The organism is Treponema berlinense (assembly GCF_900167025.1).
Classification (GTDB): Bacteria; Spirochaetota; Spirochaetia; order Treponematales; family Treponemataceae; genus Treponema_D; species Treponema_D berlinense.
The window spans coordinates 379,480-391,909 of sequence record NZ_FUXC01000001.1 but is presented as its reverse complement, the minus strand read 5'-3'; the positions used below and the strand labels follow the sequence as shown (position 1 = coordinate 391,909).

Sequence of the window (12,430 nt, the reverse complement as noted above, 5' to 3'; positions counted from 1 at the left end):
AGTTAATTTTATATAATTTTTCGAATACTTATCTAGGGGATATTAAATGGCAATGACAGAAGTTTTTGATAAGCTTAAGGCTTTGCAGGATGTTCTTGCAGAAAAATACAGTCTTATGGCTAAAATTGAAGATTCTCCAAAACAGCTTTTTACACAGGATGAACTTCTCGTTCGTTTAAGAAAAGAATTCCTGGAAACAAGCGCAGTTTACGAGAAAGTAAAGGCCGAAGCAAGTCAGCTCCAGCTTGAGCTTGAAGAAGCAGAAAAATCTCGTGAAGCAGGCGAAAAAGGAATGGACAGCATTTCTACTCACCGCGAATATGAAGCGCTTGAAAAACAGATTAACGAAGCATCTGCGAAAGAATCTGGAATCCGCAGCGAGCTCCAGAAAAAAGACAAAGAGCGTGAAGAACTTAACGAAAAACTTCGGATGGACGAGGAAATGATTAAGGCTCAGGAAACTGAACTTAATTCAAACAAGGCCGCCCTGGAAAGTGAAGTTCAGTCATATCAGAATCAGATAAAGGAACTCGAAGCTCAGGAAAATGAAATCACTCCGGGATTGGACAGCGAGATTGTCTATAAATTCCAGAGAATTATCCAGCGTAACCGCGAAGGTATCGTTGCCGTAAAGAACGGTGTCTGCACAGGCTGCCACATGATTCTTCCAGCACAGTTTGCCAACGAAGTTCACGAAGGCGAAAAAATCCTTTTCTGTCCATATTGCAGCCGTATCCTTTTCTATCAGGAAATTGCAGAAGGCGAGGAAGCAGAAGACTTCCTTTCAATGGACGAAACAGGAACCCTTGCTGATTTTGATGATGAATTCAGCGATGAATATGACGAAGAATCAGACGGAACTGATGATGATTCTCTCGATGACGGAGATGAAAAATCGATTTCTTTTGACGACTAATAAATGTTAAAAAATTATACAGAAAAGAAATAATCGTGCCCGCAATTTTTAATGATAAATTTTGTGGGTGAGGAAAGTCCGGGCTCCACCGGAAAAAATGCCTGGTAATAACAGGGCGGAAGACGGTAGTTGCATTTTTATGTATAACCCGGTTTCCGACAGAAAGTGTCACAGAAAATAAACCGCCTTAACAAAGGTAAGGGTGCAAAGGTGAGGTAAGAGCTCACCGCATAAATGGCAACATTTATGGCAGGACAAACCTCATTTGGAGCAAAGTCAAGCAGTGGTTTTGGTTTCCGGTCTTTAAGCCACGGGTAGACTGCTAAAGGCTTTTGGCGACAAAAGTTTCGGATAGATGGTTATGCGTCCGGTAAGATTTTTAATTTTGCCGGACAGGACAGAACCCGGCTTATTTTCTTTTCTGTTTTTTTATTTTAAAAGTGTAGCGGTGGGAAAATGAAATTCAATATTTTGCCAGGTGGAACAGTAAAAAGAAAAAGCCATGTGCTTCGCAACAGTATAATTTTATTTTGCTGCGTGCTTTTTTTATCTGCCGTTACTTTTTTTATCTGCCGTTTAATTGATATTCACGTTTATAAAGGAAATTCAATCACCCACTTATCAAAAGAGTGGAAAAATTTTAACTATCAAAAAGTTTATGATATAAGCGGTGCGATTTTAAGGGACAACGCCTTTAACAACAGGGCTTTGACGTACCGCGGATATTCCGCGTTTTATCTTGCCGTTGCGGCTGTTGAACCTTCAGAAACCCAGACTCTTCTCGACGAGTCGATAATCAGTTTGCGGCTTGCCCTTCATGACGCAAAATCTTCGCTTGTTCCGCAGCTTGAATATATGCTCGGAAAGGCTTATTTTTATAAAGATTCGGCATCAAACTACCATTATTACGCCGACCTTGCAATTCTGTATTTAAACCGCGCCCTGAAAGACGGTTATCTGGCAGATGATATTCCTGAATACCTTGGCTTAAGCTATGCTTCTCTCGGAATGACAATGGAAAGCATTTCTGCTTTTACACAGGCGCTTTTGACTCGGGAAAGCGATTTGCTTCTTCTTTCAATTGCAGAACAGTATTATAATGCAGGACAGGCTGCGGCGGCAGAGCAGTATCTGTTTAGAATTTCAAAGGAATGCAAAGAAGAAAAAATAACAGATAAGGCTCATCTTTTGCTTGGAAAAATCTACACAGGACAGAAGAAATTTAGCGAAGCCGAAAAAGAATTTGATTCAATTCTCAAAAAAAATGAAAATTCTGCTGACGCTCTTTGCGGTCTTGGTGTAATATATGAGAATATGGGTGATATTATAAAAGCTCGTTCTTACTGGCGAAAAGCCTTGAAAGTACAGGTTAATCATCCTGAATCATTAAAAAAACTAGCTGAATACAAATAAGTCGTCTTAAAAATTTTAAGATGCGCATAAATATTAAAAAATGGGGCTGGGAGGAATAAAATGGGTTTTTTTGACCGTTTTTCAACAGATGTTGGTATTGACCTTGGAACTTGCAACACGCTGATTTATGTACGTGGTAAGGGGATTGTAGTTGATGAACCTTCGGTTATTGCAGTAGAAAAAGGAACTAAGCGGGTTGTTGCAGTTGGCGCTGAGGCTAAACGCATGCTCTGGAAAACTCCAAAAAACATCATTGCAATCAGACCTCTTGCAGACGGCGTAATTGCAGACATTGACAGCGCCGAAAAAATGATCCGTTATTTTGTTGCAAAGGTTGTTCCTCGCCATCAGTTGTTCAAATCAACTCGCATGAAAATCGGAATACCTTCTTGTATTACTCAGGTTGAGCGCAGAGCTGTAATCGAAGCGGCCCTTAAAGCCGGAGCCAAAGAAGTTGATGTAATTGAAGAATCTCTGGCCGCCGCAATCGGAGCAAAAATTCCTATTGATGAGCCTGCAGGACACATGGTTTGCGATATTGGCGGCGGAACAACAGAAGTTTCTGTAATTTCTTTGGGTGGCATGGTTGTAACAAGTTCAATTCGTGTCGGCGGAGATAAATTTGACGAGGCTATTGTAAAGCACATTCTTCAGGTTTCAAATTTAAACATTGGACAGCAGACAGCCGAAAAAATCAAAATTCAAATTGGAAATGCAGAAACTGACGGCACTACAAACGAAAAAATGCAGGTCCGCGGAACAGATGCAATCACTCATCTTCCACGCCTTCTTGAAATCGACTCTCTTGAAATCCGCGAGGCCCTTAAAGAACCTGTAAAAAAAGTTGTAGATGAAGTAAAACGGACTTTGGGAAAAACACCTCCAGAACTTGCAGCCGATATTATCGAACGCGGAATCGTAATGACCGGTGGCGGCAGCATGCTCAAAGGTCTTTCAAAACTTATTTCAAAAGAAACCGGAGTTCCTGTAATTCTTGTTGAAAAGCCTCTTGAATGTGTTGCTCTGGGCGCAGGCCAGGCATTTGATGTATTTAGCGATGTATCAAGCGGCCGCATGGTTTACAGCGATATTAACGACTAAGTAAAAATGGCACGGCGTTCATTTTCTTTTAGTTTTGCAGAATTCGTATTCCTAATTCTTCTCTTTCTGTCTGGACTGGCGCTTGCTTTTAGTGGCGGTGGGTTTGTAGTCAATTTTCAGAGAGTTGGTTTTTCTGTGGTAACCTCGCTGCAAAAAGCGGTTTACTCGGTTTGCGACGGCGTGACCGGAGTTTTTACGGCGGTTGCAGAACTCAAAAGCCTAAAAGCAGAAAATCAGGAATTAAAAGAAAAACTTAAAAATTATGAATTTTTGCAGAGAAATAATACTGAAATTCGAAAGGAAAATGAGCGTCTGAGAGAACAGCTTCAGTTTGCTACTCACATAGAGCAGAAAAATTTTCCTGCCCAGATAATCGGACGAAATCCAGACAATATCTATTCGGGAATTACAATAAACAAGGGAAGCCGTAGCGGCATAAAAAAAGGAATGTCGGTTATTGCGGTTCAGAACGGAACAACTGGTCTTGTCGGAAAAATTGTTACCGTCGGTCTGGAAACAAGCCTTGTAATGCCAGTTTACGATTCAAAATGCGTTGTTTCTTCAAGAATTCAAAATACGCGTGATATTGGACTGGTAAGCGGAAGCGGAAATGCAAATTCTCCACTGCAAATGAAATATATCAAAAAGAGGGTTCTTTCTGAACTTAATTTTGGTGATATTGTAGTTACTTCCGGAGAAACTGATAATTATGTTGCTGATATTCCTGTCGGCACGATTACAAATATTATGGTAGTTGAATACGATTCGTCTCTTAATATAGAAATTACTCCTGTCGTTGATTTTGCACGTCTTGAAACTGTCATTGTGACAGATTTAAAAGAACCAAATCCGCTGCTGGAAGGGAGTCGCCGGTAAATGAAATCTTTTGGTTTTGCCTGTCTTTTTTTTCTGGGATTCGCCCTGCTTGAAAGCGCCGTGCTTTCAAATATTTTAATTTTGCCGGCAGTTCCTGATTTTATTTTGCTTTGCTCCCTTTATTTTAGCCTGAACAATGGACGTCTTTTTGGCGCATGCTCAGGTTTTGCAAGCGGTCTTTTTCTTGATTTTTTCTGTGCAGCTCCTTTTGGCTATAACTGTCTGCTACGCACAATTTTTGGCTATGTTGCAGGACTTTTCAGCAAAACTTTGAATATAAACGGAATGTTTTTTCCATTTATACTCGGCGCATTTTCTACGTTGTTTAAAGCCTTTGTCTTATGGTTAATCGCTGTTTTTTATCCGAACGTTAATGTCAGTTACAGCATTTTTTCTATTTCTTTTGGATTTGAACTTCTTTTAAATTCAGTTTTGGCTCCTTTTGTTTTTAAGTTTTTAAATATTTTCAAAAATGGAATTCTCCTTGATTTAGAGAAGGTTCGTTAATGGACGATTTTAATAACGACTTGTTTTCCAGCTACGAAAAAAGTCTTGCCGCCTCAAAAAAAAATTTCCGCATCATCATTCTTCTTTTGGGACTTGCTTTAACTTTTTTTATTTATACGGTTAAACTTTTCAGCCTTCAGGTTGTTGAAGGAAAGGCTTACAGACAGCGTTCAAGAACTATTTCAAGCCAGATAAAGACGATTCCCGCACAACGCGGCGAAATTTTTGACAGAAACGCTTATCTTCCTTTGGTCATTAACACAGATTCTTTTGCGGTTGACCTTATTCCTGCTGAAATTCCTTCCGGTTATTATGACACTGTAGTTTCAAAACTCGCAAAATACCTTGATGTTCCAAAAAGTTATATTGATAAGAAAATTCCTGCCAGGATGAGAAATTCTTACAAGGCGATTGAAATTCGCGTAAATGTGCCTTTTAATACGATTTCCAATATCGCAGAAAATATAACTGACCTTCCGGGAGTAAGCTGGCGTTCAAAACCAATGCGAAACTACGTTGAAACAGGTTCCATAAGCCATGTAATCGGATATGTCGGAGATATTACAAAAGATGAATTCAATGTGATGTATAATCACGGTTATAAGGCCAATTCTATTATTGGAAAAACAGGAATTGAAAAGCAGTATGACCGCTATCTCCAGGGAAAGGCCGGACTTGAAAGCCGCACTGTAGATGCCCGCGGACATATTATTTCTGATATTCCGGTAATTCAGCCTCCAGAACCTGGAAAAAATCTTGTTTTGACGATTGATTCCCGCATTCAAAAACTTGCAGAACAGGCGCTTGGAAAAAGAGTAGGTGCGGCTGTTGTTTTAAGACCTTCAAATGGAGAAGTCTTGGCAATGGTAAGTTATCCTTTTTATGACCAAAACCTTTTTAATTCTGATGATGCCGCCAGCGAATACGCAAAACTTGCGACAAGTCCGAATAATCCTCTTTTAAACCGTGCGGTAAATGCAGTTTATCCTCCGGCTTCTACTTTTAAAATAATTATGACAACTGCAATTCTGGCAGAAAAAGCGATTCCGCCAGAAAAAAAGATTGAGTGTCCTGGTCGAATTGTCCATGGAAACAGAACTTTTACCTGCCACATAAAATATCCGGGACACGGCTACCTCGATTTAAAAAATGCGCTTGCCCAGTCATGCGATGTTTACTATTGGATTGTCGGAAGAGATAATCTTGGCGTAGATAAGATCGCTTCTTATTCAAAAGAATTTGGTTTTGGAGAAAGCCTTGGAATAGATCTTCCAGCACAGTCTATAGGTTTTGTTCCGACAAGCCAGTGGAAGGAGCGCCGTTATCATGAAACCTGGAAAGACGGAGATACTATGAATATGTCGATTGGACAAGGCTATACTCTCGTTACTCCAATGCATGCTGCGAATATGGTTGCAATGGTTTGCAATGAGGGAAAAATTTATAAACCTCATCTTTTAAAAGAAGTGCGGGATCCGTCTACAAACGAGACAATCGAAGTTAGAAAACCTGAAATCTTGAGGGAATCGAATATTGACAATGCAGTCTGGAAAGAAGTTCAAAAAGATATGCGCTATATGATTACCGACGGAACCGCGCAATACCCTATGAACAACAGACGTTTTCAGCTTGCAGGAAAAACGGGAACCGCCGAAGTCAACGGTGCTCAAAAAAATCACTGGCATTCCTGGATGGTTGCTTACGGTCCTTACGATGCTCCAGTTGAAGAGCAATATGTTGTTTCTGTGCTTGTCGAAGCTGTAAACGACTGGGAATGGTGGGCGCCGTATTGTACGAACATCATTTTTCAGGGAATTTTGGCAAACCAGACTTTTGACGAGGCAATCGATACTCTAGGCTTTAGATATTTGGTAAAGACAAAGAACAGACAGGAATAATAGAATGAAGGCAAAATTTTTTCAGGTATTTGATTATTTTCTCTTTATCTGCGTACTTTTTCTAGTTTCGCTTGGAATTATGTTCATCTATTCATCTGCGGTCAATTCCGAGGGCTTTCTGGTTTCTAAGGAATATGTAAAACAGATTATCTGGGCTGGAATCGGAATTGTCCTTTTGCTTTTGACAGCAATAACTGATTACAGAAGGATTATTCGCTATGTACCGTATCTTTATGCCGCTTTCGCGCTTCTTTTAATCTATACAAGAATTTTTGGACGCTATGTAAACGGCGCGCGCTCGTGGATTGGTTTTGCCTCGTTTGGAATTCAGCCTTCCGAATTCTGCAAGGTTGTCTATATTATGTTTTTGGCATTGTACCTTGCAAATTCAAAATCAGAATCCCCAAGAAAAAGATTTTTTATTTCCCTGGGAATTTTTCTTCTTCCGACAGGACTGATTCTTTTGCAGCCTGACCTTGGAACTGCAATGGTTTACATTCCGATTTTTTTACTAATGTGCTTTGTCGCAGGACTTCCGCTTCGCTACATTTTTCTTATATTTGCAGGCGGACTTTTGACAATAATTTTTACAGTTCTTCCGATTTATCAGAGTGAAATTGCCCATATCAATTACAAACTGATCAGCGTCCTTACAAATGGAAAATTAAGCCTTCTAGTAATTATTGCATCGTTTGCAATCTGCCTTATTGGAGTAACAGGCAAATTTTTCTTTCCAGAAAATAAATATTTTTACTGGATTGCGTATTATGCAGGAATGTTTTGCGCAGCCCTGATACTTTCAAAAGTCGCGGGAAAGGTTCTAAAAGATTACCAGATAAAAAGACTGATTGTTTTTATAGATCCGGACTCCGACCCAAGAGGTGCCGGCTGGAATATAATCCAGTCTAAAATAGCGATTGGCTCAGGAAACTTATTTGGCCAGGGATTTTTACGCGGAACACAAAGCCATTACCGTTTTTTGCCAGAACAGAGCACGGACTTTATTTTTAGCATTTTGGCAGAAGAATTTGGTTTTGTCGGCTGCATGGCGGTTTTTGTTTTATATTTTGGAATTCTCATTAGAATGGTTTATATTATGAGGGCAACAAACAATGAATTCGGATATTTTATAATTTCAGGAATTCTTGCAATGTTTTTCTTTCATTTTATCGTAAATGTTGGAATGGTAATGGGAATTATGCCGATCACAGGAATTCCTCTGCTTTTTTTGTCTTATGGCGGCTCGTCACTTTGGACCGCAATGATTTGCATAGGGCTCGTTATGAGCATAAAAGGACATAAGTTCGAACTGTAAAACTAAAACGGAAAATAAAGTGCTCAAGAAAAAATAGATAAGGATTTTTGGAATTTTTTCAACGGATTATAAAAAAAGATGCCCGGGAGGGGACTTGAACCCCTATGTCCTTGCGAACACTAGGACCTGAACCTAGCGCGTCTGCCAATTCCGCCACCCGGGCAATAAATAAGATATGATTTTTATATTATGCAAAAAACTTTTTATCGTGTCAATTATCCGGCTTTTGATTTTTTGTATTTTAGGCATATCTTGGACAAGGGATTGCAAGGGTGAGCGAAGCGAAAACAAAGGCCTGCCTTTGGTCGGAGGCGAATGCCGCAGCCCTGGAAAGCCCGGTTTTTGCGAAGCAAAAATGGCCCCGAATTTTTACAATGCCTTTTTTTCATATTGACCAGACTGCAAAAAAAAGCTATATTTTTACTAACCCCTTGAGACTTCGTATGAAGTTTCCATTTGACCATAAGGAGAACATACAAGATGAGAAAGTATGAACTTATGACTGTTTTCTCTACAGAAGAAGACAAATTTAAGGCAGCTTCTGATGCAGTTCGCTCAGTGCTTGCAAATTTCGGTGCAAAAATCGACAAAGAAGAGTCTTACGGTGACCGTGACTTGACTTATGTTATCGAAAAACAGAAACGCGGTCGTTTCGTTCTTTTTACAGTTAGTGCAAATCCTGCAAAAATTACAGAAATCGAAAGTCAGTTCAAATTGACACAGAACCTCTTGAAGTGGCTTTTTGTAAAAATCGAAGACTAGAATTATTTTCATCTAAATAAACACTGTAAATAACAGCCTGGAGGCGTTTTATGACAGATATTAACCGTGTAGTCCTTGTTGGACGTCTTGTCCGTGACTTGGGAAATGATCAGCGTGATTTTGCTTATACTCCAAATGGTCAGGCGCGTGCTAATATCAGCATTGCGGTGAACCGTAGCCGTAAACAGGGTGATCAGTGGGTTGATGAAGCAAACTTTTTCGATGTAACAATCTGGGGTAAAACCGCAGAAAACCTTAAGCCATACCTTACAAAAGGCAAGCAGATTGCCGTAGAAGGATATTTGCGTCAGGACCGTTGGGAAAAAGACGGTCAGAAATTCAGCAAGGTAGGCATTGTTGCTGACAGTGTAATGCTTCTTGGCGGAAGATCGGATAACGGCGGCGCTCAGTCGTCAGGGGGGTACACTCCGAAATTCCAGCAGAATAATGGTTTTGCACAGCAGCAGTCTTATCAGCCACCTGTAGAAAGTCCTTCTTTTGGTGGAAATGGCGGCGGATATTCAGAAGATATCCCATTTTAATGTTTAATCATTAAAATCAATTTTTAGGAGACTTAATATGTCAGACGAAGTAACAACTAACGAAGTTGAACAGAAAGTAAATGTAACAGATACACAGGGCGCTTCAGACGGTCGCGAAGGCGAAGAAAAAGGTGCTCGCAGAGGTAAAAAATTCTTCCGCAAGAAGGTTTGCCGTTTCTGTGCTAATAAAGCAAAAATCGATTACAAAGATGCAGATGGTCTTAAACGCTTTACAACTGAACGCGGTAAGATTCTTCCACGCCGCATTACAGGAACTTGTGCTAAACACCAGCGCGAAGTTGCTCTTGCAATCAAACGTGCCCGTGCAATCTGTCTGCTTCCATTCGTTGCAGAATAAAAAATAATAATAAAACGACGATCCAACTCCTGGTGACGCCGTTTTTTAATATCAAGAGGAGCTTGAAAAATGAAAGTAATTCTTAATGAAGACGTAAAACATCTCGGAGAAATGGGAGATGTTAAAAATGTTGCTAACGGTTATGCCCGCAACTTCCTTTTCCCACACATGTTTGCTGTTCCATACAATGCTGACACTGTAGCATATTTCGAAGGACGCAAAGCAGAAATCGAAGCCCGCAAAGAAGCTAAGAGAAAGGATGCTGCAAGCACAAAAGACAAGCTTGAAGCAACACTCGTTGACCTTACAGTTCCTGCAGCTGCAAACGGCAAACTTTACGGTGCCGTTACAAGTCAGACAGTTGCTGACTTCTTGAACAAAAATGGTTTCGACATTGAACGCAAACGCATTGAAATTCAGGGTGTTACAATTAAGAGTGTAGGACACTACACAGCTTTGATTCACCTTTACGAATCAACAAACGCTGAAGTAAAAATTTCTGTAAAAGGGCAGACTACAGACAGCAAAGCAGAGGAAGTTTCTTCTAAAAAAGAAGCCCCTGCAGAACCTGCTGAAACTCCAGCAGAAGAAAAGGCTGAATAGTTTTTTACTTTCAAAATCTGAAAAAATTCAGACAGTTTGAATAAAAGGCCGGAAATTTTTCCGGCTTTTTTTGTCTATTTTTGAATATAAAAAAATTAGACTGTCGCTGAGTTTTTTATGAAAAAGATAAAAATCGCAGCGGCACTATAATTCAAAAATCAAAATAAATTTTTACAGGAGCAAATAATGGACGAACGATTAAAAGACTCGATTCCGCCACACAATCTTGAAGCGGAAGTTGCAACTTTAGGGGCAATGCTTCTTGACTGGACTTCGATTCAGGATGTTGTAACGTTTTTGCTCCCGGAACATTTTTATTCACTTCAAAATCAGATTATTTACAGCACGCTCATAAAACTTTTCGGAAGCGGAATAACCGGAGACATTCTTACTCTCACAAATGAGCTTTCTAAAAACAATGAGCTGGAAAAAGCGGGCGGCGGAGCTTATATCGCTTCCCTTACAAATGAAGTTCCTTCTGCCGCAAACATCGATTATTATGCGCATGTCGTTTTGGACAGAGCAACCCGACGAAGCCTAATTAAAATTTCTTCAGAAATCAAGGCTTCTGCGTTTGATGAGTCACGTGAAAGCCGTTCAATCCTCGAAGAAGCGGAAAAAAAGATTTTTGCCCTTACTGATATGGGACAGACAATTCAGATTCATGATATGCACGAGGTTGTCCAGAGAACGTCTGAAATAATTCATCAGCATTATCACAACCACGACACTTATTCTGGAATTCCATGCGGTTTTACAAGGCTTGACAGCATGACAAGCGGTTTTCAGAAGTCTGAACTGAGCATTATCGGCGCGCGTCCTTCGATGGGAAAAACGGCTATGGCCCTTTCTATGATGGAAAATATCGCTATCAACCAGAAAATTCCATGCGGTTTTTTCTCTCTTGAAATGTCGTTTGAGCAGATCGGCCAGCGTCTTCTTTCTCAGGTAAGCAGAATTCCTGGACACAAAATTCGATCGGGAATGATGAAACTTGATGATTTGCAAAAAATAAATGATGCCGCAGGCCGGGTTTTTGATTCTCCGCTTTATATCGTCGACACTCCGAATATGCAGCTTTTGGATTTGCGCGCAATGGCAAGGCGAATGGTGCAGTCTAAAGGTGTAAAAATTATTTTTATCGACTACATCGGCCTTATCTCGACGCAAAATTCAGCCGCTCCCGTTTACGAGCAGGTTTCGGAAATTTCAAAATCACTGAAAAGTCTTGCCAGAGAGCTTGATATTCCTGTCGTTGCATTGTGTCAGGTTGCCCGCGATGCCGAAGGTGCAGAACCGACACTTGCGCAGCTGAGAGGTTCCGGCTCTATTGAACAGGATGCAGACGTTGTAATGTTTATTCACCGTGAACGAAAAAAGACGGAAGAGGGCGAAAAAGATCCGGTCCAGGACGCAAAACTGATTGTTGCAAAACAGCGTAACGGTCCAATTGGAGACGTAAACCTTCTGTTCTTGAGTTCATACACTAAGTTTGAAAATAAGGCTGCGGAAGAATAAAAAAAATAGAAATTAAAGATAAAGTTTCTCTTAAACCACAGAATACCCGAGCGAAGTTATTATTTTCTCGATTTTTTCGTTGCCGCTCAGACTTTCTTTTGACAGGATTTTTGCAGACTTTTTCCTAAGATTTACTTTTGCATAAAATCCAGATTCGTTAAGTTTGTTTTGAATGCATCTTGCGCAGTTTTTACACTGCATTCCCTCAATTTTTACGAGAGTTTTATAAGGGTAGTGCGATTTATTCTTGTCTAAAGGATTTATTTTTAATTCGGAATTTCCGCTGCTACAGCAACTTTCGCCATTGAGCCTTTTTATAAAAGCCCTTAGTCCTAAAAATGAGGGCAAAAGCAATAAAATTATCAGGACTGCATTTGCAATCATTAGTTTTCTCCGCAGTGGCTTTTGCACTTGCCGTCCTTAAAAGCCTTGCAAGAATAACATCCGGCAGGAATTCCTGATTTTTTTTCTATTTTTTTTGATTTGATAATCGAGTGAACAACAAACACAATCCAAAAAACAATGAACAAAACAATAAAAATATTTGCAATCATTTTTTTTCCTCCAGCAAAAAAAGTTAAAATATCTGTCCAATTTTTTTGCTTTTTGCTTTGCAAACCG

At 40.0% G+C, this 12,430-nt stretch carries 14 protein-coding genes, 1 tRNA gene and 1 other RNA gene; 13 read left to right on the top strand and 3 right to left on the bottom strand.

Annotated features, from left to right (window positions below):
- Positions 1-46: 46 nt before the first annotated feature.
- The 8 genes from B5D47_RS01765 to rodA all read left to right on the top strand — a co-directional run bounded on the left by B5D47_RS01765 (position 47) and on the right by rodA (position 8,026).
- Positions 47-916, top strand: a complete 870-nt coding sequence (locus B5D47_RS01765) for a zinc ribbon domain-containing protein (protein ID WP_078930098.1) — start codon at positions 47-49, stop codon at positions 914-916.
- 19 nt (positions 917-935) lie between these two features.
- Positions 936-1,344: RNase P RNA component class A (gene rnpB / locus B5D47_RS01760), an RNA gene on the top strand.
- Between the two features lie 28 nt (positions 1,345-1,372).
- Entirely contained in the window at positions 1,373-2,329 is a 957-nt protein-coding gene (locus B5D47_RS01755; RefSeq protein ID WP_078930097.1) for a tetratricopeptide repeat protein, read from the top strand.
- Positions 2,330-2,389: 60 nt separating this feature from the next.
- A complete protein-coding gene (locus B5D47_RS01750) occupies positions 2,390-3,430 on the top strand; it encodes a rod shape-determining protein (RefSeq protein WP_078930096.1) in 1,041 nt (346 codons plus the stop codon).
- A 6-nt stretch (positions 3,431-3,436) separates the two neighbouring features.
- A complete protein-coding gene (gene mreC / locus B5D47_RS01745) occupies positions 3,437-4,306 on the top strand; it encodes a rod shape-determining protein MreC (protein ID WP_078930095.1) in 870 nt (289 codons plus the stop codon).
- Positions 4,307-4,813, top strand: coding sequence for a rod shape-determining protein MreD (gene mreD, locus B5D47_RS01740; protein WP_078930094.1), 507 nt, complete (start codon positions 4,307-4,309; stop codon positions 4,811-4,813). It abuts the gene before it with no gap.
- Positions 4,813-6,711, top strand: coding sequence for a penicillin-binding protein 2 (gene mrdA, locus B5D47_RS01735; RefSeq protein ID WP_078930093.1), 1,899 nt, complete (start codon positions 4,813-4,815; stop codon positions 6,709-6,711). The genes mreD and mrdA overlap by 1 nt, the downstream gene beginning before the upstream one ends.
- A gap of 4 nt (positions 6,712-6,715) precedes the next feature.
- Entirely contained in the window at positions 6,716-8,026 is a 1,311-nt protein-coding gene (gene rodA / locus B5D47_RS01730; protein WP_078930092.1) for a rod shape-determining protein RodA, read from the top strand.
- A gap of 79 nt (positions 8,027-8,105) precedes the next feature.
- Here rodA and B5D47_RS01725 read toward each other — a convergent pair.
- Positions 8,106-8,189 (bottom strand) — tRNA-Leu (locus tag B5D47_RS01725).
- 317 nt (positions 8,190-8,506) lie between these two features.
- Here B5D47_RS01725 and rpsF point away from each other — a divergent pair.
- From rpsF to dnaB, 5 genes are all read left to right on the top strand, one after another.
- Positions 8,507-8,788, top strand: a complete 282-nt coding sequence (gene rpsF, locus B5D47_RS01715; RefSeq protein WP_078930090.1) for a 30S ribosomal protein S6 — start codon at positions 8,507-8,509, stop codon at positions 8,786-8,788.
- 50 nt (positions 8,789-8,838) lie between these two features.
- Entirely contained in the window at positions 8,839-9,330 is a 492-nt protein-coding gene (locus tag B5D47_RS01710; RefSeq protein ID WP_078930089.1) for a single-stranded DNA-binding protein, read from the top strand.
- Between the two features lie 37 nt (positions 9,331-9,367).
- A complete protein-coding gene (rpsR, locus tag B5D47_RS01705; protein WP_078930088.1) occupies positions 9,368-9,688 on the top strand; it encodes a 30S ribosomal protein S18 in 321 nt (106 codons plus the stop codon).
- 69 nt (positions 9,689-9,757) lie between these two features.
- Positions 9,758-10,291, top strand: coding sequence for a 50S ribosomal protein L9 (gene rplI / locus B5D47_RS01700; protein WP_078930087.1), 534 nt, complete (start codon positions 9,758-9,760; stop codon positions 10,289-10,291).
- Between the two features lie 186 nt (positions 10,292-10,477).
- Positions 10,478-11,809, top strand: coding sequence for a replicative DNA helicase (dnaB, locus tag B5D47_RS01695; protein ID WP_078930086.1), 1,332 nt, complete (start codon positions 10,478-10,480; stop codon positions 11,807-11,809).
- Positions 11,810-11,839: 30 nt separating this feature from the next.
- On the opposite strand, the gene B5D47_RS01690 is transcribed toward dnaB, so the two are convergent.
- Positions 11,840-12,193 (bottom strand): heavy-metal-associated domain-containing protein, encoded by a 354-nt coding sequence (locus tag B5D47_RS01690; RefSeq protein WP_078930085.1) that lies wholly within the window; start codon positions 12,191-12,193, stop codon positions 11,840-11,842.
- Positions 12,193-12,363 (bottom strand): hypothetical protein, encoded by a 171-nt coding sequence (locus B5D47_RS11390; protein WP_159443461.1) that lies wholly within the window; start codon positions 12,361-12,363, stop codon positions 12,193-12,195. Before B5D47_RS11390 ends, B5D47_RS01690 begins: the two co-directional genes overlap by 1 nt.
- Positions 12,364-12,430 lie beyond the last annotated feature (67 nt).